The sequence below is a fragment of the Roseinatronobacter alkalisoli genome, from assembly GCF_028745735.1.
Taxonomy (GTDB): Bacteria; Pseudomonadota; Alphaproteobacteria; order Rhodobacterales; family Rhodobacteraceae; genus Roseinatronobacter; species Roseinatronobacter alkalisoli.
This window is the reverse complement of the sequence record NZ_JAQZSM010000001.1, coordinates 91,623-113,758: the sequence shown is the minus strand read 5'-3', so window position 1 is coordinate 113,758 and position 22,136 is coordinate 91,623. Positions and strand designations below refer to the sequence as shown.

21 protein-coding genes and 1 riboswitch are annotated in these 22,136 nt (G+C 62.1%); of the genes, 13 read left to right on the top strand and 8 right to left on the bottom strand.

Annotated elements, in window-relative coordinates; all coding sequences use genetic code 11:
• The first annotated feature begins 4 nt into the window (after nucleotides 1-4).
• The 4 genes from PUT78_RS00645 to PUT78_RS00630 all read left to right on the top strand — a co-directional run bounded on the left by PUT78_RS00645 (nucleotide 5) and on the right by PUT78_RS00630 (nucleotide 4,566).
• Entirely contained in the window at nucleotides 5-655 is a 651-nt protein-coding gene (locus PUT78_RS00645; RefSeq protein ID WP_274350063.1) for a hypothetical protein, read from the top strand.
• 83 nt (nucleotides 656-738) lie between these two features.
• Entirely contained in the window at nucleotides 739-2,055 is a 1,317-nt protein-coding gene (locus PUT78_RS00640; RefSeq protein WP_274350062.1) for a PQQ-like beta-propeller repeat protein, read from the top strand.
• 103 nt (nucleotides 2,056-2,158) lie between these two features.
• Entirely contained in the window at nucleotides 2,159-3,619 is a 1,461-nt protein-coding gene (gene der, locus PUT78_RS00635) for a ribosome biogenesis GTPase Der (RefSeq protein ID WP_274350060.1), read from the top strand.
• An 80-nt stretch (nucleotides 3,620-3,699) separates the two neighbouring features.
• Nucleotides 3,700-4,566, top strand: a complete 867-nt coding sequence (locus tag PUT78_RS00630; protein WP_274350059.1) for a hypothetical protein — start codon at nucleotides 3,700-3,702, stop codon at nucleotides 4,564-4,566.
• Nucleotides 4,567-5,012: 446 nt separating this feature from the next.
• On the opposite strand, the gene aroC is transcribed toward PUT78_RS00630, so the two are convergent.
• Entirely contained in the window at nucleotides 5,013-6,128 is a 1,116-nt protein-coding gene (gene aroC / locus PUT78_RS00625) for a chorismate synthase (RefSeq protein WP_274350057.1), read from the bottom strand.
• A gap of 91 nt (nucleotides 6,129-6,219) precedes the next feature.
• A riboswitch (TPP riboswitch) is annotated at nucleotides 6,220-6,323 on the top strand.
• Between the two features lie 45 nt (nucleotides 6,324-6,368).
• Here aroC and PUT78_RS00620 point away from each other — a divergent pair.
• Genes PUT78_RS00620 through thiQ form a run of 3 tightly spaced genes read left to right on the top strand, consistent with a single transcriptional unit; the run spans nucleotide 6,369 to nucleotide 9,593 of the window.
• Nucleotides 6,369-7,346 carry a thiamine ABC transporter substrate-binding protein gene (locus tag PUT78_RS00620; protein WP_274350055.1) on the top strand — a complete coding sequence of 326 codons (978 nt, stop codon included), beginning with the start codon at nucleotides 6,369-6,371 and terminating at the stop codon, nucleotides 7,344-7,346.
• A 50-nt stretch (nucleotides 7,347-7,396) separates the two neighbouring features.
• Nucleotides 7,397-8,914, top strand: coding sequence for a thiamine/thiamine pyrophosphate ABC transporter permease ThiP (locus PUT78_RS00615; protein ID WP_274350461.1), 1,518 nt, complete (start codon nucleotides 7,397-7,399; stop codon nucleotides 8,912-8,914).
• On the top strand, nucleotides 8,901-9,593 hold the full coding sequence (thiQ, locus tag PUT78_RS00610; RefSeq protein WP_274350054.1) for a thiamine ABC transporter ATP-binding protein: 693 nt from the start codon (nucleotides 8,901-8,903) through the stop codon (nucleotides 9,591-9,593). Before PUT78_RS00615 ends, thiQ begins: the two co-directional genes overlap by 14 nt.
• A 302-nt stretch (nucleotides 9,594-9,895) precedes the next feature.
• On the opposite strand, the gene PUT78_RS00605 is transcribed toward thiQ, so the two are convergent.
• From PUT78_RS00605 to PUT78_RS00580, 6 genes are all read right to left on the bottom strand, one after another.
• Nucleotides 9,896-10,306, bottom strand: a complete 411-nt coding sequence (locus PUT78_RS00605) for a Fur family transcriptional regulator (protein WP_274350053.1) — start codon at nucleotides 10,304-10,306, stop codon at nucleotides 9,896-9,898.
• A 71-nt stretch (nucleotides 10,307-10,377) separates the two neighbouring features.
• The gene (locus tag PUT78_RS00600) at nucleotides 10,378-11,250 is read right to left on the bottom strand and encodes a dimethyl sulfoxide reductase anchor subunit family protein (RefSeq protein ID WP_274350052.1); all 873 of its coding nucleotides are present in this window, start codon (nucleotides 11,248-11,250) and stop codon (nucleotides 10,378-10,380) included.
• A 1-nt stretch (nucleotide 11,251) separates the two neighbouring features.
• Complete coding sequence (locus tag PUT78_RS00595; protein WP_274350051.1) at nucleotides 11,252-11,995, bottom strand: 4Fe-4S dicluster domain-containing protein; 744 nt, start codon at nucleotides 11,993-11,995, stop codon at nucleotides 11,252-11,254.
• Nucleotides 11,995-14,823, bottom strand: coding sequence for a molybdopterin-dependent oxidoreductase (locus PUT78_RS00590; protein ID WP_274350049.1), 2,829 nt, complete (start codon nucleotides 14,821-14,823; stop codon nucleotides 11,995-11,997). Before PUT78_RS00590 ends, PUT78_RS00595 begins: the two co-directional genes overlap by 1 nt.
• 108 nt (nucleotides 14,824-14,931) lie before the next feature.
• Nucleotides 14,932-15,609: an NUDIX hydrolase gene (locus tag PUT78_RS00585; RefSeq protein ID WP_274350048.1), complete on the bottom strand. Its 678-nt coding sequence runs from the start codon at nucleotides 15,607-15,609 to the stop codon at nucleotides 14,932-14,934.
• Nucleotides 15,593-16,000 carry a DUF983 domain-containing protein gene (locus PUT78_RS00580; protein WP_274350047.1) on the bottom strand — a complete coding sequence of 136 codons (408 nt, stop codon included), beginning with the start codon at nucleotides 15,998-16,000 and terminating at the stop codon, nucleotides 15,593-15,595. The genes PUT78_RS00585 and PUT78_RS00580 overlap by 17 nt, the downstream gene beginning before the upstream one ends.
• A 178-nt stretch (nucleotides 16,001-16,178) precedes the next feature.
• On the opposite strand from PUT78_RS00580, the gene PUT78_RS00575 reads away from it, so the two are divergent.
• The 4 genes from PUT78_RS00575 to PUT78_RS00560 are packed head-to-tail and all read left to right on the top strand — an operon-like array spanning nucleotide 16,179 to nucleotide 18,182.
• Entirely contained in the window at nucleotides 16,179-16,691 is a 513-nt protein-coding gene (locus tag PUT78_RS00575; protein ID WP_274350046.1) for an EF-hand domain-containing protein, read from the top strand.
• 50 nt (nucleotides 16,692-16,741) lie between these two features.
• Nucleotides 16,742-17,323, top strand: coding sequence for an RNA polymerase sigma factor (locus tag PUT78_RS00570; RefSeq protein ID WP_274350045.1), 582 nt, complete (start codon nucleotides 16,742-16,744; stop codon nucleotides 17,321-17,323).
• Entirely contained in the window at nucleotides 17,313-17,699 is a 387-nt protein-coding gene (locus PUT78_RS00565) for a hypothetical protein (RefSeq protein ID WP_274350044.1), read from the top strand. Before PUT78_RS00570 ends, PUT78_RS00565 begins: the two co-directional genes overlap by 11 nt.
• A gap of 3 nt (nucleotides 17,700-17,702) precedes the next feature.
• Nucleotides 17,703-18,182 (top strand): periplasmic heavy metal sensor, encoded by a 480-nt coding sequence (locus tag PUT78_RS00560; protein WP_274350043.1) that lies wholly within the window; start codon nucleotides 17,703-17,705, stop codon nucleotides 18,180-18,182.
• Between the two features lie 223 nt (nucleotides 18,183-18,405).
• On the opposite strand, the gene PUT78_RS00555 is transcribed toward PUT78_RS00560, so the two are convergent.
• On the bottom strand, nucleotides 18,406-19,800 hold the full coding sequence (locus tag PUT78_RS00555; protein ID WP_274350042.1) for a diguanylate cyclase: 1,395 nt from the start codon (nucleotides 19,798-19,800) through the stop codon (nucleotides 18,406-18,408).
• Nucleotides 19,801-19,897: 97 nt separating this feature from the next.
• Here PUT78_RS00555 and PUT78_RS00550 point away from each other — a divergent pair, with 97 nt between their 5' ends.
• The gene (locus tag PUT78_RS00550; protein ID WP_274350040.1) at nucleotides 19,898-20,191 is read left to right on the top strand and encodes a DUF3572 domain-containing protein; all 294 of its coding nucleotides are present in this window, start codon (nucleotides 19,898-19,900) and stop codon (nucleotides 20,189-20,191) included.
• Nucleotides 20,192-20,292: 101 nt separating this feature from the next.
• A complete protein-coding gene (aspS, locus tag PUT78_RS00545; RefSeq protein ID WP_274350039.1) occupies nucleotides 20,293-22,074 on the top strand; it encodes an aspartate--tRNA ligase in 1,782 nt (593 codons plus the stop codon).
• Nucleotides 22,075-22,136 lie beyond the last annotated feature (62 nt).

Sequence of the window (22,136 nt, the reverse complement as noted above, 5' to 3'; positions counted from 1 at the left end):
CTGCGTGAGCAATCCGGACAGTTTCATCAACGAAGTCACCGAAGAACTGCGCCGCGACCGCATGGTCGGGTATCTGCGACGCTATGGCTGGATCGCTGTGCTGGCAGTGCTGCTTATCGTCGGCGGCGCGGCATGGAACGAATGGCGCAAGGCCAGTGAACGCGCATCCGCGCAGGCCTTCGGCGATGCGGTTCTGACAGCCCTTGAAAACGACGCATCCGCCGACCGGATTCAGGCATTGTCACAGATCGACGCCACTGGCCCGCAGCAAGGGGTTCTGGCCCTGCTCAGCGCGGGCGAGCTGTTTGAAAGCGACCGGGCCGCCGCACTGGCAGCATTGCGCACGGCATCCGAAGATACCGCGCTTACGGATTCATACCGCCAACTGGCAGCGCTGAAATACGTAATCGCCGGGGGCAGCGAAATTCCGCTGGCGGAACGCGAATCCCTGCTTGCCGGGCTTGGGCAGCCGGGCCAGCCTTTCCGGCCCCTTGCCCTTGAACAGACCGCCCTGCTGCAACTGGAACAGGGCAATACCGAAAGAAGCATTGAAATCCTGACGGACTTGCTGTCACAATCCGACGTGTCGGATGCATTAAGGCGTCGGGCAACGCAACTTATCATTGCCTTGGGTGGTGATCCCGCCGCAAACTGACATACGCCGCCTGATATAAGGGCATTGCCCGAACGGGCATTCATTCAACAGCCCGGCCTTTCGGACCAGATTAATAGGAGCGCATGGTGAAACTCTGGACATACGCGAGCATCCTTGCCCTTGGCACCCTTGTTGCCGCTTGCGACCGCGGGTTCATCCTTGAGGGGGAACGCTTCCCCTTGCGTGCCCCCTTTGCCGAAGGCGCAGGCGAAGCACCGGCAAACAGGGCCGTACCGATCAGCCTGCCCGCAAGCGTCAGCAATGCCGCCTGGACACACCGTCTGGGCACCCCCAGCACACGCATTGCCCACCCGGCGCTTGGCGGCAGTCTGCAACCGCTCTGGTCGGTGCAGATCGGCCAGGGCGAAGGGCGCCGCCACAGAATCACCGCAGAACCAGTGGCCAGTGGCGGGCTGATCTATACCCTGGACAGCCGTGCGCAGGTCACTGCGGTCACCACGCAGGGCCAGATTGCCTGGACACGCGATCTGACGCCATCATTCACCCGCAGCGGCGATGGTGCATCCGGCGGCGGGCTGGCGGTTGCCAATGGCAGGCTTTATGTCACCTCCGCTTTCGGTGTTCTGGCGGCGCTGGACCTTGCCAGCGGCAATGTAGTCTGGACCAAGACATTCGACGCACCCCTGTCCGGCGCACCAACTGTCGCGGGGGACAGGGTTTATGTCGTGGCCGCTGACAGCACGGCATGGTCCATCAATGCCGCCACCGGCCAGACCGACTGGCAACTGTCAGGCACCCCCTCTACCGCCAGCATGGTCGGCGGCGCGGCCCCCGCCATTGCGGGGAACCTTGTGCTGTTCCCCACGCCAGCGGGTGAGTTGATCGCGGCACAGCGCGACACCGGCCAGACCATGTGGCGCACCGTGATCGCGGGAACGCGCGTAGGGGTTGCCTATGCCAAGGTCACTGATGTCACGGGCGACCCTGTGGTTCAGGGCGATCAGGTGTTTGTGGGCAACCAGTCCGGGCGCGTCATGGCCCTGAATACCCGCGACGGCAGCCGCATATGGACTGCGGATGAAGCTGCCTATGGCCCTGTCTGGCCTGTCGGCGGGTCGGTCTTTCTGATGTCGGACCGCAACCGCCTGATCCGGCTCAACAGCAGCAACGGCGAATTCATCTGGGCACAACCGCTGCCGCTGCACACCCAGACCCGCGAACGCCGCCGCGCCGAAATCTATACTCATTATGGTCCGGTTCTGGCCGGGGGGCGGCTGATCGTTGCATCCGGTGACGGGCTGATCCGTCTGTTCGACCCTGCCTCTGGTGCATTGAACGGTCAGATCGAATTGCGCGGCGGTGCCGCAGTCAGCCCCATCGTTGTGGGCGGAACGCTTTATGTACTGTCCAGTGACGGGCGGTTGCACGCCTATCGCTAGGACCAGCTAAATCCGCCAGCCGTCAGGTATGCTCCTGCGGTGTGGCACCCAGTTTTCCTGATGGCCCCTGTCCGGGGCCATCACGCTTTCCCCGGAGGGGCAAATGAGTTTCACTCTCGCCATTGTCGGCAGGCCGAATGTCGGCAAATCGACGCTGTTCAACCGCCTTGTCGGCAAACGTCTTGCGCTGGTCGATGACCAGCCCGGTGTGACGCGCGACCTGCGCGAAGGGGCCGCCAAACTGGGCGACCTGCGCTTCACCGTCATTGACACTGCCGGTCTGGAAGAAGTCACCGATGACAGCCTTCAGGGCCGCATGCGCCGCCTGACCGAACGCGCGGTCGATATGGCCGATATCTGCCTGTTCATGGTCGATGCCCGCACCGGCATTACCCCCACGGACGAAATGTTCGCCGATATCCTGCGCAAACGGTCCAGCCATGTCATTCTGGCCGCCAACAAGGCCGAAGGGCGCGCTGCCGATGGCGGTGTTCTGGATGCCTACAGCCTTGGGCTGGGGGAACCTGTCCGCCTGTCGGCCGAACATGGCGAAGGGCTGGATGAACTCTATCACATGCTGCGCCCACTGTCGGATGCCTATACCGAACGCGCCGAAGCAGACGCGCCTGAAACCGATCTGGATGTATCGGATGACGAAAGCGACACGGCCGAAGATTTCGCCCCCAGCCTGAAACGCCCTTTGCAAGTTGCGGTCATTGGGCGCCCGAATGCCGGAAAATCAACCCTGATCAACAAGATTCTGGGTGAGGACCGCCTGCTGACCGGGCCAGAGGCCGGCATCACCCGCGATTCGATTTCACTGTCGATGACATGGTTAGGCACGCCCACGCGCATTTTCGACACGGCGGGCATGCGCAAGAAGGCGCGCGTGGTCGACAAGGTTGAAAAACTCTCAGTCGCGGACGGGCTGCGCGCTGTACGCTTTGCCGAAGTGGTGGTTGTGCTGCTGGATGCCGCAATTCCGTTTGAACAACAGGATCTGCGCATCGCCGATTTTGCGGAAACCGAAGGGCGGGCCGTTGTGATCGCGGTCAATAAGTGGGATCTGGAAGACGACAAGCAGGATAAGCTGAAAGCCCTGCGCACGGGGCTGGAAAAGCTTCTGCCGCAGTTGAAAGGTGCCCCGCTGGTAACGCTTTCGGCCAAGACGGGCAAAGGGTTGGACCGGTTGCACGCGGCTGTGTTGCAGGCGCATGAGGTCTGGAACCGCCGCGTGCCGACCGCGCGGCTGAACCAATGGCTCGCCGCCATGGTCGAGGCACATCCACCCCCCGCGCCGGGTGGCCGGCGCATCAAGCTGCGCTATATGACACAGGCCAAAACCCGCCCGCCGGGTTTCGTGGTGATGTGTTCCAACCCCGAAGACCTGCCCGCCAGCTACACGCGCTATCTGGTCAATAGCCTGCGCGACAGTTTTGACATGCCGGGTACGCCGATCAGGGTTTACATGCGCTCCCAATCCGACAAGAACCCCTATAAGGGCCGCAAGAAGGCGCCGCCTTCGAAGCTGCGCAAACATCTGCAGGGGCGAAAACCGGACTGAACCGCGCCATTATTGGTTTGTTTACCGGAACCTGCCATGATCGCAGGAATCAAGACAGGGTGTTGCAAATGAATTCTTGCGTGCAGAAGGGTCTGTTCGGGCTGCTTGCGTTTTGTCTGGCCTGTGTGCAACTGCCCGCACAGGCGGATATGCCGCTGAATACGCGCGTGGTCATGTCCGGCCATTCGCTGACCGACCCCATTCCCGACATGCTGCGCCCCATGGTGCAGGCGGTGGCGGGGGGCCGGGGCGCGGTTATTGACCGGTCCACGATTCCCGGCAGCCCGATGGACTGGCGCTGGAACAACGCGGCCCAGGCCCAGACAGTGGATGCCCGTGCGGACATCGCCGGTTATGATTTGCTGGTATTGACCGAACGGGTGCCGCTGCTGAACACGATGGGCTATCACAATTCCGCGGACGAAGCGCTGCGATGGGCCCACCATGCATGGGAAAACGGCGCGGATGGTCAGGGGGCGGCGACCGTGCTTTATGCCTCTTGGGTTACACGCGACACCGGGCCGGGGTCGGGCGATGACACATCCGAAAAGCATATTCCGTTCCGCGCGCGGCTGCAGGTCGAACAGGAACGCTGGCTGGAAATCCGCGACCATGTGAATCAGCACCGGCCCGATGGCATGCCCGAAATGGTCATGATCCCCGGCCCGCGGCTGATGACCGCGCTTTATGACGCCATCGATGCAGGCGATGCCCCCGGACTGAACAGCATTGATGCGCTGTTCAGCGATGCCATCCATGTCAATGATCTGGGGGCCTATGTCATGGCATTGGCCCATTTTGCTGTCATCTATGGCCGCAGCCCGCTGGACGTGCCGACAGGTCTGGGCCGCACGCCGACACCGGAACCGGAACTGGCGCGCTGGCTGCAACAACTTGTTGCGGATGTAGTGGCCGAAGCCCCCGAAGCGCAGGCCTCAGGTCATTGACCGGCCGGGCTGACCCGGCAAACGGCGTCTATATCCGGATCATATCAGGCGGAAACACCATTGCGGTGGTGGGTTCTGGCCTGAAGGGGACGTTGGGGCCTAGATCAAGCCCGCGCCATCGGTGGGCCGGGGTCTTCTGGTCCGGCGTTAGATTAATTCACTTTATGCAGGCGTCACAATCCTGCATTCAAAGGCTTGGCGTGACATCAGCGAAATCGGCAGGCCGCGGGACGGCCCACCGATGGTGCGTTTTCCGGGCTTTCGCCGCGCCACTGGCGCGACGGTCCCTTCAAACCCTGCGGCCTTGATTCCGCGCCTTTGGGTGACTGCTTCAGGTCAATTTTAACCAGCTTTGGCATTTAAGGCTGGCATCATCAGGCCATATCAGCCCGTCTGGGCCAGCATCCGGACATCCGGCACCGCCGCGCGCCTACGCTGCCAGCAATTTACTCCGCTGGCCCAATCCGGCCAACCGGCCCCGCCTGCCCCGTCTGGGCGCGCTGCATCAGCAGATGGTCCAGCAGCACGCAGGCCATCATTGCCTCCCCCACCGGGACGGCGCGAATACCCACGCAGGGGTCATGCCGGCCCTTGGTTACGACATCGGTGGCATCGCCCGCGCGGGTGACCGAAGCGCGCGGCGTATGGATGGATGATGTCGGCTTCACCGCAAAGCGCACCACGATGTCCTGCCCTGTCGAAATCCCACCCAGAATGCCGCCCGCCTTGTTCGACCGGTAGCGCGGACCATCTGCGCCCATCTCTATTTCATCGGCATTCTCAACGCCGGTCAGCGCCGCAGCCCCCATGCCCGCGCCGATTTCCACCCCTTTTACCGCATTAATCGACATCATCGCAGCGGCAAGTTCCGTGTCCAGCTTCGCATAAACGGGCGCACCCAGACCCGCAGGCGCGCCTGCGGCGACCACCTCGACAACCGCGCCGACTGAATTGCCATCCTTGCGGATCTGGTCCAGCACCTGCGCCCAGTCCTGCGCGGCCTGCGCATCGGGCACCCAGAAGGGATTGCGCGCAATCTCGGCCAGATCAAAGCGCGCGCGATCAATTTCATGCGGGCCCATCTGCACCATATAGCCGGTAATCGACAGCCCCGGCACCAGCGCATCCAGCACGGCACGCGCCACGCCGCCCGCCGCCACCCGCGCCGCAGTTTCGCGTGCCGACGACCGCCCGCCACCGCGCGGGTCACGCAGCCCGTATTTCTGGAAATAGGTGATGTCGGCATGACCGGGACGGAAGGTATCAAGGATATTGCCGTAATCCTTCGACCGCTGATCGACATTGCGGATCATCAGTTGAATGGGCGTGCCGGTGGTCTGCCCTTCATAGACCCCTGACAGGATTTCAACCGCATCGGGTTCACGCCGCTGGGTTGTATGGCGGTTCTGTCCGGGTTTGCGCTTGTCCAGCCAGTGCTGCAACATCGCTGCATCCAGCGCCACGCCAGGGGGGCAGCCGTCAACCGTGGCCCCAAGGGCGGGACCGTGGCTTTCGCCCCATGTGGTCACGCGGAACAGATGGCCGAATGTGTTAAAGCTCATGCGCGGCACTCCTTTGGGGCAAACACTTAGCGCCAAGCCGCGCGAGGCTCAAGCACCGCACTTGCCGCGGCAGGCGAAAACCCCTAAGTGATGTGTCACCTCGGGGTGCCTGCTTGCAGGCTGAGATGCGACACGCGCGGACCCGTTGAACCTGAACCGGTTAAGACCGGCGGAGGGAAGGTTGCGGGCAAACCTCCCCGTTTCAATCTCCGCCCGTCGTGAATGAAGGAGATTGAACAGATGACACGTTTCCATTTCGCGGCAGTGGCAGCACTGGCAATGACTGGTACGGCGCAGGCCGACACATTGACCGTGCTTGCCCCCGATTATTTCGGGTCCAGCTGGGGGCCTGGCCCCTCGATCAAGCAAGGGTTTGAGGAGCGCTGCGATTGCACGCTGGAATTCCGCACAGGCGACGTTCTGCCCCGCCTGATGCTGGAGGGGGAACGCCTGCAGGCTGATGCGGTCATCGGGCTGGGCACAGATGAATTGCTGCGCGCACGGCAATCGGGCCTGTTTGCAGCGCATGGGCAGGATCTGGCCCCGCTGACGGTGCCGGTTGACTGGCAAGATGACCGTTTCATCCCGTTCAACTGGTCCTATGCGGCCTTTGTCTATGACCGCACACAGCTGGAAAACCCGCCTGCCAGTTTTGCCGAACTGATTGAACGCGACGACATTTCGCTGATCTGGCAAGACCCCCGTTCGTCAGGTGCGGGTCTGGCGCTGATGCTGTGGGTCGATCACCTGTATGGCGATGATGCGCGCGGGATCTGGCAGAACCTTGCAGAAAAAACAGTCACCGTAACCGCTGGCTGGTCCGAAGCCTATGGCATGTTCACCGATGGCGAAGCGGATATGGTGCTGAGCTACACCACATCCCCCGCCTATCACATTGCTGCCGAAGAAGATGACAGCAAGGCCGCCGCAATCTTTGACGAAGGGCATTATTTCATTGCCGAAGCGGCGGGCATTCTGGCGGGCGCGGCACGGCCTGAACTGGCGCAGGACTTCATGGCCTATATCCTGTCGCAGGATTTTCAGTCGATGATCGCAACCGCGAACTGGTCCTACCCGTCGGCCCTGCCGCACGCGGACTGGCCACAGGTATTCCGCGACCTGCCCCTGCCCGAACGGGCCATTTTCCTGACCGAAGACATGGCCGATGACCGCCGCACGCCAGCGCTTGCGCATTGGCTGGACGGCATGACGCGGTGACCCGCGACACGGCCCGGACCGCGCGCCTGTTCACCCTGATCGCAGGCGGCATGGTGGCTGCCTGGCTGGTGGTGCTGAATTTCGGCGCATTGGGGGCCGTGGCGTTCCGGGCCGAAGGGTTCAGCGCGCTGCGGGGCGCTGACTGGGCGGCAGTGCGCTTTACATTGGTGCAGGCCATGTTGTCGGCGGGCCTGTCGGTCCTGCTGGCCATACCGATTGCACGCGCGCTTGCGCGGCGGCAATTCAGGGGGCGCGGGCTGCTGATCACGCTGATGGGGGCGCCGTTCATCCTGCCGACCCTGGTTGCGGTACTGGGGTTGCTGGCGGTATTTGGCCGGTCCGGCCTGATAAATCAGGCGCTGGAATGGGTGGGGCTGGCGCGGTTCAACATTTTCGGGCTGCATGGTGTGGTGCTGGCGCATGTGTTCTATAACCTGCCGCTGGCCACGCGCATTCTGCTTCAGGGCTGGGCCGCCATCCCGGCAGAGCGTTTCCGGCTGGCGGCATCGCTTGGTTTCACCCCGCGCGACACATTTCGCCAGCTTGAAGCCCCGATGCTGCGTGCCCTGTTGCCCGGTGCGTTTCTGGTTATTTTCCTGATCTGCCTGACCAGCTTTTCAGTGGCACTGACCATGGGCGGGGGGCCGCGTGCAACGACCGTGGAACTGGCCATCTATCAGGCATTTCGCTTTGACTATGACATGGGCCGCGCCGCGCTTCTGGCGTTGGTGCAATTCGCGCTTTGCGCGGTGGCGGGGTTGATCGCGTGGCGCGTGGCACTGCCGCAGGCCCTGGGCGGGGGCATGGACCGCGCTGTGCAACGGTTTGACACGGGCGGTGCGGCGCTGCAGATATGGGACAATGCACTGATTGCCTGCGGGGCGCTGTTCCTGCTGATCCCGCTGGCAATGATCACTTTGCGCGGCCTGCCCCATGTCGTGGCCCTACCGGCCGAGGTTTGGCAGGCCGCAGGCCGGTCGCTTGTGGTCGCACTTGGCGCGACGGGCGTGACATTGGCCATGACGCTGGCGCTGGCCCATGCGGTGCTGGCATTCCGGGGCGGCGCATTTCTGGAATGGCTGGGGTTGGCGGCACTGGCGGCCTCGCCGCTGGTTATCGGGACCGGGTTGTTCCTGCTGATCCAGCCGCTTGCCAACCCGCGCGATTTCGCGCTTCTGGTCACAATGCTGGTCAATGCGGGCATGGCCATGCCCTTCGCACTGCGGCTGATCCTGCCTGCCTTGCGCGATATCAGGGCCGCACAAGGCAGGCTGGCTGATGTGCTGGGCCTGCATGGGCTGGCCCGGTTGCGCATTGTTACCCTGCCCCGCCTGCGCCGCCCGCTTGGGTTTGCTGCGGGGTTGACGGCGGCCTTGTCGATGGGGGATCTGGGCGTGATCATGCTGTTTGCCGAACGCGAAGGGGCAACACTTCCAATGCAGCTTTACCGTTTGATGAGCGCTTACCGGCAAGATGATGCAGCGGGTGCCGCGCTGGTCCTGTTGGGAACCAGCCTTGCGTTGTTCTGGGTGTTTGACCAATGGGGGCGCACCAATGCTGAGGCTTGAATCAGTATTCATCCGGCAGGACGATTTCAGCCTGACCATGGACATGTCCGTGCCAGCAGGCACGCGCGCCGCCGTGATCGGGCCTTCGGGGGCGGGCAAATCAACCTTTCTGGGGGCAATCGCGGGGTTTGTGCCCGTTACGGCGGGGCATGTCATATGGGATGGGCAGGACATGACAGGGCAAAACCCGTCGGACAGGCCCATATCGACGCTGTTTCAGGACAACAATCTGTTTCCGCATCTGACGGCCTTCCAGAATATCGCACTGGGTCTTAAACCGTCATTGCGGGTGACCGCGACCGAGCGTGAACAGATTGATCAGGCGTTGGCACGTGTGGGCCTGTCGGGATATGGCGCGCGCAAACCTGCGCAGCTTTCGGGCGGGCAACAAAGCCGCGTGGCGCTGGCGCGGGTGCTGTTACGCGCCCAACCCCTGTTGTTGCTGGACGAACCCTTTTCTGCACTTGGCCCGGCACTGAAATCCGAAATGCTGACACTTGTCAGCGATATTTGCGCGGAAACAAATGCCACACTGCTGATGGTGACCCATGATGTGGGCGATGCGCGGGCGATCGCGGACAAAACCATTCTGGTGGCCGACGGACATGCCAGCGGCCCCTTCCCGACAGCGGAGCTTCTGGACAACCCGCCCCCGGCGCTACGCGCCTATCTGGGGTAAGATTCTGCATTCATGGCAGGATCGGGTCAGACGGGAACATCGCGTTTTCCGGTGGTTCTGAAGTGAAGGGGACGCCCAAAAGCGCGGAATCAAGGCCGCAGGCCGCCGCGCTATCGGTGGGCCGTCCCGCGGCCTGCCGGTTCCGCCAGCGTCAATCCAAGCCGCTGATGTCGGGGTATTCCGCCTGCATAAAGTGAACTTCTCCGGGCGTGGGACCGGCAGTCCCCGGCCCACCGCTGGCGCGGGCTTCGTGCATGGGTCAACGCCCCCCCTTCAGGCCGGGAACCACCAGAAGCTACGTATCACCCCTTGATCTTGCGGCCCAGAAGTTCCAACCGGTGCCCCTGCAAATGATAGCCCAGGCGACGGGCAATCTTTTCCTGCAAGGCTTCGATTTCAGGGTCGCAGAACTCGATCACCTCGCCCGTGTCCATATCGATCAGATGATCATGATGGTCGCGCTGGCTGTCTTCAAACCGGGCGCGGCCATCGCCGAATTCCAGACGGTCCAGAATGCCCATCTCTTCCAGAAGTTTCACAGTGCGATACACTGTTGCCAGCGAAATTCTGGCATCGAGTGCGTTGGCGCGCGCATGCAGTTCTTCAACATCGGGGTGGTCCGATGCCTGTTCGATCACCTGCGCGATGGTGCGGCGCTGGTCGGTCATGCGCAGACCCTGCGCTTCAAGTCGGTCAAGGATTGTCTTGGTCACACTCGGATTCCTGCTTCGCCTGATTATCCGAGTTTAGCCGCAAGCTTGCGCGCTGAAAACCGCCAATCCTGTTACCGTTTGCCGTAATACAGGCCCACGACATGCTCTGCCTCTGCGAAAAACAGCCAGCGCTGAACAAGCATTCCTGCGATATGTGCCATAAGCGCCACCGCGACGGATATATAACTGACCGGCAGCAAAAGCAGCAGCGCGGGCAGCAGCGCGCCCAACGCCAATGCGATCAGACGCAGCTTATGCGCGTGTTTGCGCCCCACGACATGGACCATCTCGCGCAGCAGGTAGTTCCGACCCGAATGTGGCGGTTCCAGCAGGCGCACGCGGCCAAGGGAACCCAACCCTGTGGCAGTGCCGGTACTGGAACCCGATGCGCGAAACTGCCGGTCGCCAGCAACCCAATGCGCAACCATCGCCAGCGACAGGGCCAGCATGCCCCAAAGCGCCAGTGTGACCTGCCCTGCCAGCAGCGCGCCGCCCGCAAGCGCTGCCAGCAAAAAAACGACCGGGGTGCTGCTATGGTGCCAGCGCGGAACGGCCCTGATCTGGGCATAGATCATGGCGGTGGCAAATATCGTGGTCAGCGCCAGCACCGCGCCCGCCCACCCCAGAACCGGCACCCCGTTCCCCAGGAATACGGATGCGGCGGCATGCGGGGCCATAACCAGCAGAGTGGCCACAGCCAGCACCGCTTCGCGCGAAAGCCAGCTTGAACGCCATTGGGTGAATGCTTTCAGCGCGCGTTCAGGGTGGCCAAGATGGAACGCAGCGGCGATCAGCCCTGCACCTGTCAGCGCATATGCCAGCCCGAACAGAATGAATGCCGCCAACCCGGTGGGCGCGCGCAGGCCCAGCCCCAGCCAGACCAGAAGCCCGAATCCAAGTCCAGAAAGCACCGTAAACAGAATAAGCGACGGGGCCGGGTGCATGTCAGAGCTTCTCCAGCGCGCGGTCAAGCCAGCCAAGAAAGCCGGTGGCGGTTTCAGGCGTGGTGTCGCACAGGCTGGCAAGATCGGGGGCCTGCAACATGTCGCGTCCGCGCGGCGGCAAGTATTTGTTCACCGGCTGCGTGCCTTGCTCTGGCATCAGGTCAAACCCGCCCCGCTCAGTCACAAGGCGTGACACGGCGCTGCCGGGGTCACCCAGATCGCCGAAATGGCGCGCACCGGACGGACATGTGCGCACGCAGGCGGGTTCGCGGTCCTCGGGGGCAAGGTTTTCATTATAGATGCGGTCCACGCACAAGGTGCATTTCTTCATGACTTTTGCTGCTGCATCCATTTCCCGCGCGCCATAGGGACAAGCCCATGCGCAAAGCCCGCAGCCGATACAATCGGTTTCATTGACCAGCACAATCCCGTCTTCAGTGCGTTTATAGCTGGCCCCTGTGGGGCAGACAGTCACGCAAGGGGCATCATCGCAATGCAGGCAGGATTTGGGGAAATGCACCACCATGGGCGGGGCCGCGTCGCGTGTCACCTCAAACGTATGGACACGGTTGAGGAAGGTGCCTTCGGGGTTTGCGCCATAAGCGTCCATGTCCGACAAGGCCGCGCCATAGTTTTCGGTGTTCCAGCCCTTGCAGGAAATCACGCAGGCATGGCAGCCCACACAGGTGTCAAGGTCAATGACAAGGCCCAGCTTGCGGGTGGTTTTCGCAGGAAGACTGGTCATCAGGCGCGGCCCTTCACCTGACGCGCAATATCGCGCGGTGCGGGTGGGACCGGCGATATTTGCGCCGGATGGGCCGGGTGGCTGTGCGCCTGCCCTGCCGGGGCTTTTTCAATCCGCACACGCAGGTCATACCACGCCGCCTGCCCGGTAATGGGGTCCGAATTGCCCCAGCGCAGCCCATCCCCCTTCGGGGGTAGCAATTCATGGATCAGATGGTTCAGCAGGGTGGCTTGCGTGGCTTCCGGTGCGGCCGGGTTCAGCGCCCAGGCCCCGCGCCGTTTTGCAATTGCGTTCCATGTCCAGACCGTGTGCGGGTTCAGGGCATCCATACGCGCAACAGGCAATGTGACCTGCCCATGGGGCGAGGTCAGCGTGGCCCAGTCGCCCTGGGTGAACCCATGCTGCACCCATATATCGCGCGACACATAGAGCGGTGTAGTGCCATGGATCTGGCGCAGCCAAGCATTCTGGCTGCCCCATGAATGATAATGCGCCATCGGGCGTTGGGTCAGGGCGTGAAGGGGGTATTCTGCAGGGTCGGTCGCCGCATCTGTGAAGGTGGGATACCAGACAGGCAGCGGGTCCATTGCCCGGATCAGGCGCGCGCGCAAATGATCGGGCGGCTGGCGGTGGCCATACCCTTCGGCGGCAAGCTGGAACTTGCGCAAGGGTTCCAGATACAGGTTGAACAGATAGGGTTGCGGCCTGTCCTGAAGCCCGCGGGCGACCGCCCAGTCCTGATAGGTCGCGTTCCACGGCTTGAAAAATTGCGCCTGGGCGGGGACATGGCAGGTCCAGAAACCACCGTTTTCAATATAGCGCGCGATCTGGTCGGGATTGGGGGTCCCGCGCCCCTGTCCGGTGCCATCAGCATTGCGCCAGCCTGCCAGTGGGCCCACGCCGGGGCGGCGTTGATGATTGGTGATGTAATCGGCATAGTCGCTATATCTGGCGGTGCCATCTTCATTAACCATGCCCGGCAACCCAAGCCTCACGCCAAGATCCAACAGCACGGACTGGAAAGGCCGCACATCACGGTCAGGCGCGACAACGGGCCAGCGAATGGAATCCGCCATCGCATCAGCTTCGCAGATGGGGCGGTCAAGCAGGCTGATGCAATCATGGCGTTCCAGATAGGTGGTGTCGGGCAGAACCAGATCGGCGAAGGCCACCATTTCGGAACTATAGGCATCAGCGCAGATGATGCGGGGGATGCGATAGCTGCCATCGGCGTTCTGGTCCGTCAGCATATCCATCACGGCGCTGGTATTCATCGACGAATTCCACGCCATATTCGCCATGTATAAAAACAACGTGTCGATTTCATAGGGGTCACCCGCATGCGCGTTGGCGATGACCATATGCATCAGCCCATGCGCCGATAGCGGCGCATCCCATGAAAACGCCTTGTCGATGCGTATGGGGCTGTTGTCGTCGTTGATCAACAGGTGTTCAGGCCCCAGCGGATAGCCCAGATGCGGGCCATCCAGTGGTTGGCCGGGGGTGTGGCGTGCATGGGGCCTTGGATGGGCCTCTGGCGGTTTGGGATAGGGCGGCTTGAAGCGGAAACCGCCCGGGGTTTCCACGCTGCCGATCAGGATTTGCAGCAGATGCAGCGCGCGGGCGGTCTGAAAGCCGTTGGAATGGGCCGAAATACCACGCATGGCATGCATGGCGACAGGGCGGCCCACCATTGTTTCATGGCGCTGGCCACGAAAATCCGTCCAGGGCTGGTTCAGGGTGATTTCTTCTTCAAAGGCCACGCGCGCGATTTCGGCAGCGATGGCGCGGATACGCGCGGCGGGAATGCCGCAGCGCCCGGCCACTGCATCCGGCGCATAGTCAGGCGACAGGTAGCGTTCGCTCAGGTGGCGGAAGGCGGGCAGATGGGTCGTGCCGTCGATTTCGACCCCATGCGCCAGATCGGGGGCAATGCCCGGCATGTCCCAGGCCACGGCGCGGCCTGTGCGGCGGTCGCGCACCATGGGCTTGCCGGCCTTGTCGCGCAGAAACAGCCCCTTTTGTGCGCCCTCATCGGCATTTATCAGATAGGGCGCATTGGTATAGCGGATCAGGTAGTTCAGGTCGATCCTGCCTGCGCGCAGCAATTCATGTACCAGCGACAGGATGAACAGCCCGTCCGTGCCGGGTGTGATACCAACCCAGTCATCGGCAATCGCGTTATACCCTGACCGGATCGGGTTGATGCCGATCACCCGCGCGCCACGCGCCTTCAGCTTGCCAAGACCCATCTTGATGGGGTTGCTGTCATGGTCTTCGGCCACGCCGAACAGCAGGAACAGTTTTGTCCGGTCCCAGTCGGGCTGGCCGAATTCCCAGAATGACCCGCCCATGGTATAAATACCCGCCGCCGCCATGTTGACGCTGCAGAAACCGCCATGCGCGGCCCAGTTGGGGGTGCCGAACGCCTGCGCCCACCAGCCCGTCAAGGATTGCGACTGGTCGCGGCCGGTGAAAAAGGCGAATTTTTCGGGTGCGGTTTCGCGCAGGGGGGCCAGCCAGCCGGTGGCGATCTGCAGCGCTTCGTCCCAGCTGATTTCCTGAAATTCGCCCGACCCGCGCGGCCCGACACGCTTCAGCGGCGCGCGCAGACGCGCGGGCGACATGTGCTGCAGGATGCCTGCACTGCCCTTCGCGCACAGTACGCCACGATTGACCGGGTGGTCGCGGTTGCCTTCGATATAGGCGACACGCCCTGCCTTCATATGCACATTGATCCCGCAGCGACAGGCGCACATGTAGCACGTGGTCTTGCGCACTTCATCCGAAGGCGCTGGCGACAGGGGCACATCTGGCTGAACCGACATTCCGTTCCTCAATCCTGTTCCGCGATCATAGGTATTCGCGGAACATTGCTTTCCCTTCAGGAAGCAGGAACAGAACCTTTTTGTCCAGAGGGCAGACAGAACAGAATTTTACAACTCTATGCGGTGGAAGCGCGACACGCCGGTTGAATTGTCGAAAAAGGGAACAGAGGGGGGCATATCCTCGCCCATGATGCGGGCCTGCGCTTCTGCCAGAACCACCTCTGTTATGAAGGGCAGGTTCAGCTTGCGGGCCGTGGCGAAGGGAACCCAGTGCAAATGAGAAAGTTCTTCGCATGCAGCCGAAAAATCATCCAGATCGCCGACAACATGTCCGGCATCGGCCAGAAAGAACCGCGCATCGAATCGCCGCGGTCGCCCCGGTGGGGTGATCGCGCGAAAGATGTAGCGCAGGCCAGATGCATCGGGCAGAAGCCCATGCTCCGCGAAACGCTGCCAATCGGCAGGCGGGGACGGCCACGCCCCGGCAACGCCCAGCATCAGACCGGTTTCTTCCCACAACTCGCGGATGGCAGCAGCGGCCAGCGCCTGCGGTCCGGGGGGATCAAGTGACAGGCGCGCGGCGCATTCAGCGTCCAACGGGCGGGCCAGCGGCACCACGAAGTCGGACGCATCCACCGCGCCGCCGGGAAAGACAAATTTATCGGGCATGAAGGCCGCGCGCGACCCGCGCTGGCCCATCAGAACCTGCGGGCCATCGCTGCCTGCGCGCACCAGCAAAACAGTTGCCGCATGCCGGATGGCGGTCTTGTCAACTGCTGCGGTCATCCCTGTCCCCAAATCCATGCATCCGGCGGGACCATTGGATGGCCACGATCATGCCCTTGAAGCGTGGCAGCAGGAACAGCGACATCAGGACCAGCAACAACGAAAACGCGGTAAACAGCAGGATCGGGTTCGGATCCCAACGGAACATCACCGCCACCATCGCCGGGGTCAGCAATTTCAGCGTGACCAGCATGGTCAGATATGCCGGGCCATCATCGGCGCGTGCATGCGTCAGATCCTCGCCGCAGGCGGGGCAGGTATCGCGCACCTTCAGATAGCTGCGCAACAGCGGGGCAGCGCCGCAGGCAGGGCACTTGCACTGCAAACCGCGCAACACGGCTGGTCCCAAGGGCCTGTCATCAATGTCTTGTGAATGGGCGGCATACATCATCTGGCCTTTCGTTCGCTTGCACCTCACATAGGATGACACTGCAAATATTGCATCAGAAATACCGGATTTGCGACAGCATGTCGCAAGAAAATGCAGCGCTGCGCGACGGAAACCCGGCAATGCCCCGTTTCAGGGACATCAATCGGCACAAAACGCCGCATTCAACCGGAGATGACCCATGACACACCCCCTTATGCTGATGATCGGCGTGACAGCGCTGGGTTTCAGCACCCTGACCGCTGATGCCCGCAGCACCGGACGCCCGGCAATGCCCGGCTTTGAACAACTGGATCACAACCAGAGCGGCAGCATCACGCTTGAAGATTTCCAGACCCATCTGCAAACCATGCGCAGCGACCGGCAGGACCAGATTGTCACAAAGCTGATGGAACACGCGAATGACGATGGCCTGCTGAACGAGTCCGCACTGCGCGCCGGGCTTGATGCACTGGCCGAGGATCGCCGCACCGCGATGACCGGCCAACGCAGGGCACGCGATGCAAGTCCCCGCGGGGACAGTGCGGAATTCGCGGAACGCATGTTCGGGCGTATTGATGCCAATGGCGACGGCGTTGTCGATGCGCAGGAATATGACGCATTCACGGAACGCATGCAGGCGCGTATGATGCGCCATGACGAACACCGCCAGGGCGGGCGCTGGGGTGGTCCGGGTCGGCGCGGACAGGACTGATCACGAACACCCGGCATGCTGAGTGACAGCGGGGACAGACAGGGACAAGCATGGTGCCACGCGATATGGACGCGGCCAGCGAAGACGCCGATCTTCTTATGCAATTCGCGCAGGGTGACCGGCAGGCCGCGCAGATCCTGACAGACAGGCTGGCCCCGCGTATTCTGCGTTTCGCAGCCCGCATGCTGGGTGACAGAACAGAGGCAGAGGACGTCACCCAGGACACCATGCTGCGACTGTGGCGCATCGCGCCCGACTGGCAGGATACCGGCATTCCGCCTGCGGCATGGGTGTTCCGGGTTGCGGCGAATCTTTGCACCGACAGGCTGCGCCGCCGTCGTTCCGGCCCTTCGGAAATGCCCGACCTGCCGGACGGGACACCCGGCGCGGATACGCGCATGATGCAGACAACGCGGGCGGCGGCACTGGAAACGGCGCTGGCCGCCCTGCCCGAAAGACAGCGACAGGCCGTCATCCTGCGCCATCTGGAAGGGCTGTCAAACCCGGAAATCGCGGCCATTATGCTGGTCGGGACAGAAGCTGTCGAAAGCCTGACCGCGCGCGGCAAGCGCAATCTGGCCGCATTGCTGTCGGGGCACAAGGAAAGACTGGGGTATGAAGATGAGCACTGAAAAAGAACACGACACCGGGCGCGACCCGCTGGACGCATTCTTCGCAGCCGCACGCGACCAAGCCCCCGGTCTGTCGCCGGATTTACGGGCGCGTATTCTGACGGATGCGGCAAACACGCTTGAAGACATGAACAGGCCCGCGCAACCGCGACCGGCATTTCCGGGGCGGTTACGCGGCTGGTTCAGCGGCTGGGCAGCCCCGTCGCTGGCGGGCGGGCTGGCGGCGGCGGCGGCCGGTTTCTGGTTCGGGATTGCCGCCCCGATGCCAGTTTCGGCACTGGACGCGCCGCTGTGGTTGCACGACGCGCTGACTTACCTTGATGCGATCAGCACCCCGCTTGTCGGGCTGGATGATCCGCTATTGCTGGGATTTTGACATATGGCACAGCCTGATCCGAAACCGCGCATGCCCGTCTGGGGCAAGATTGTCCTGACGATTTCGCTTATCCTGAACCTTGCGTTCATCGGCCTGATCGGCGGTGTGGCGGCACGGGCCGGGCTGGACGGAACCCCCCTGCGCACGGCAATTTCGGCGCTTCCCTTCAGTGACCAGCGCGCCTTTCGTCGCGACAGCCGCAATGCATGGCGGGATTCCCATCAGCAACCGCGCAGCCCGCATGCGACACAGCAGATGATCGCAAGCCTGCAAGCGGATGAATTTGACGAAGCGCAATTTACCGCCGCCCTGATAGAAGCGCAGCAACACCTGATCAACATAAGCAACCGCATGCAAAGCCGCCTTGTTGCGCGCGTCGCCGCCATGACACCGCAGGAAAGACACGATTATGCCGCGCAGTTGCAACAGCGCATCGAGAACCGGCGCGGGCCGGGATGGTGGCGGTCGCGCCAGCGTGAATGATACCCGCCCGGACAAGCAGGTGGGTGATCGCGTCAGGCGCAACCATCAGGCTGGCCGGAAGCCCGCGCCGGCAATGTGCCGGGGACTGCCGGTTCCGTACCCGGAAACGTTCACCTTATGCAGGTGACACAATCCGCAGTTCCAAGGCCTGGTGCGACACTGGCGTAACCGGCAGGCCGCAGGACAACCGGGCCTATGGCACCGTCATCCATGTGCCGCGCCATCACGCGGCGGCGTTCTGACCGGATACCACACGGTTGCGCCCGCCTGCTTTCGCCGCTCGCAATGCGTCATCCGCCCTGCCGACAATCGTTTTCGCGAAATCCCCGCACCCGGCAAAACCCGCATGCTCTGCGGCAACACCGATTGACACCGACAATTGCAGCGCAGCATCACTGCCCCGGACATCATAGCCGCGGGAATGAACGGTCCTGCAGATCCGCTGCGCCACGCGCCGCGCCGCCCTTACATCTGCCCCCGGCATGACCACCACGAATTCCTCTCCGCCATAGCGGACCAGAATATCGCTGCTGCGCAAGGCCGCGCGTAACCGGCGGGCAACTTCGGTCAGGACATCATCCCCCGCGTTATGCCCGAAACGGTCATTGACCGATTTAAAATGATCCAGATCGATGACCAGAACCGCGCAATCCGACAAGGCCCCCGTTTGCATATCCGCAGCGATCCGGGCCATTTGCGCACAAAGATAGCGCCGGTTGAACAACCCCGTCAGGGGGTCACGGACCGCCTGATCAAGCTGGGTTTCAAATGCCTGCTGCAGCGCATCCCGCTGCTGTTTCTGCTGGAGTATCTTGGCAAGGCGCAGATTGGCTTCTTCCGCATCCAGAGGCAGATGTAGAACTTCCCTTGCGCCAAGATCAAGCGCCATTGCCCCCAGCAATTCCTGCCCTTCTGGTAAAATGATGCACAATTCTGCCTGCCGGGTCTGATTGCGTGACAGCAAGTCCGGAATGACCTGCAACCCCTTTTGCAGAATGACATCGGCGGAAACCAGAAACAGATCCGGCATCGCCGTACCGGTGTCCAGCCGCAGCGCCTGTTGCAGGCTAAGGCAGGTGCATGTCATCTCCGGCATAACCCCGCGCAGATCATTGCAGAACCCGTCACAGGCCGCACCGCCATTGCAAATGACCATCATGCGCGATTGCAGCGTAAAAGCTGCCGCGCCTTCGGCCATGCCGGTAACAGCGGGCATGGCGACAGGCATGGCATGCCGTGCCCGATGGTCCTGTGTGCGCAGCAAGCTGCGGATCCGCCCCATAAGATAGGATTCATCCAGTGGCTTGGACAGGAAATCATCTGCGCCCATGCGCAACGCCGTTAGCCGCTGCTGACGATCCGCTGTTGCGGAGAACAGCAGAATCGGAATGTCGCGGGTCGCGGGGTTGCCGCGCAGTCTCTGGCAAATGTCTATACCGTCGATATCGGGCAAACGATAATCCAGCAAAATCAGGTCGGGGTTTTCATCCTGCGCCAGCAGCAGCGCCTGTTCCCCGCAATCAGCCATCAGGCAATCATAGCACGCCGCCTGCAATTTAGCGCGCAGGATGGTCCGGTTAATTGAAAGATCATCGACAATAAGTATGAGTCCTGACATACGTGTCACCCTATGCATGGTTAATCACAGGTTAGCGTGCATTCGTTAACAAACCCTTTAACACCTCAATGCCCGGCAACCCGACAGGATGGCTTGCATGAACCACAGCGCCGCCGAACGAATTGCACTGGATGCATTTACATGGCTTTGCGCTGAGCAGGACTTGCTGCCGGTTTTCCTGAATGCAAGCGGCGCATCGGTCGGTGACCTGCGCGCCGCGCTGTCCAGTGCCGAGGGGCCGGACCAGGCGCTTCTGGGGGCGGTGCTGGATTTCATCCTGATGCGCGATGACACGGTTATTGCCTGCTGCGCCGCGCAAAACCTGCCAAATGACCGGCTGGCACAGGCGCAGGCGGTTCTTGCCGGTCATGCGGGAATGCACTGGACCTGACGCGCTATCAGGGCATATTCACCGACTTGCCCTTGACTTCCGCCCCGCCAGATTGTGTATCCGCGACAAGCCTTGCACCACTGCAACCAAGGGAACAGCCCATGCACGCCTATCGCAGCCATACCTGCGCAGACCTGACCGCCGCCCATGTGGGTGAAACCGTGCGCCTGTCCGGCTGGGTGCATCGCATCCGTGACCATGGCGGTGTGTTGTTCATTGACCTGCGCGACCATTTCGGCATCACGCAGGTTCTGGCCGACAGCGACAGCCCCGCATTCGCCGATATCGAAAAGCTGCGTGCGGAATTCTGTGTCCGCATCGAAGGCACGGTCAAAGCGCGCGATGCATCGCTGGTCAATACCAAGCTGAAAACCGGCGAGATCGAAGTCTATGCCCGTAGCATGGACATTCTGGGCGCCGCAGATGACCTGCCGCTGCCGGTCTTCGGCGAACCCGACTACCCGGAAGAAACCCGCCTGTCCTACCGGTTCCTTGACCTGCGGCGCGACGGTTTGCATGGCAACATGATGCTGCGCTCCAACGTGGTGCGGTCCATGCGCCAGCGGATGTGGGGCACAGGCTTCACCGAATTCCAGACGCCGATCATCACTGCGTCATCCCCCGAAGGCGCGCGCGATTTTCTGGTGCCGTCACGCCTGCACCCCGGCAAGTTCTATGCGCTTCCGCAAGCGCCCCAGCAGTTCAAGCAACTGATCATGGTGTCGGGCTTTGACAAATATTTCCAGATAGCACCCTGTTTCCGCGACGAAGACCCGCGCGCCGACCGCTCGCCCACCGATTTCTACCAGCTTGACGTGGAAATGAGCTTTGTCGAACAGGAAGACGTGTTTTCGGCTGTCGGGCCAGTGCTGCAGGGCGTGTTTGAGGAATTCGCGGATGGGAAAAAGGTTGATCCCTGCGGCGAGTGGCCGCGCATTCCCTATGCGGAATCGTTGTTGAAATACGGCACCGACAAGCCGGATTTGCGCAACCCGATTGAAATGCAGGTCGTGTCGGAGCATTTCCGCGGTTCCGGCTTTGCGATCTTTGCGAAATTGCTGGAAAATGACGGCACAGAAATCCGCGCCATTCCCGCGCCCACGGGCGGGTCGCGCAAGTTCTGCGACCGGATGAACGCTTTTGCCCAAGCGCAGGGGCTGCCGGGGATGGGGTATATTTTCTGGCGTGCAGGAGATGACGGACTGGAAGCCGCAGGCCCCCTTGCCAAGAATATCGGCCCAGAGCGCACCGAAGCCATCCGCCAGCAACTGAACCTTGGCGAGGGTGACGCCGCCTTCTTCCTCGGCGGCAAACCTGCGCAGTTCGAAGGCGTGGCCGCGAAAGCGCGCGATGAAATCGGCCGCGAACTGAAGCTGCTGGATGAAAACCGCTTCGCTTTCGCCTGGATCGTCGATTTCCCGATGTATGAGGCTGACGCAGAGTCCGGCAAGGTCGATTTCAGCCATAACCCGTTTTCCATGCCCCAGGGCGGTATGGACGCACTGTCGGGCGATCCGCTGAAGGTGCTGGGCTATCAGTATGATCTGGCCTGCAACGGCTATGAATTGCTGTCAGGGGCCATCCGCAACCACAAACCGGAAATCATGTATCGCGCGTTTGAAATCGCGGGCTACCCGAATTCCGAAGTGGACAAGCGCTTCGGTGGCATGGTCAAGGCGTTCAAATACGGCGCCCCCCCCCATGGTGGCTGCGCGGCAGGCATTGACCGTATCGTCATGCTGCTGGCAGGCGAGCAGAACATCCGGCAGGTCATCATGTTCCCGATGAACCAGCGCGCCGAAGACCTGTTACTGCACGCACCATCTGACCCCACGAATGATCAGTTGCGCGATCTGGGCCTGCGGCTGGCCCCAAAAACCTGATCTGTCACGCCCCCCCCGGTCATGGGGGGCGTGTAACATCCGGGGCGACTGCAGCGAACAGA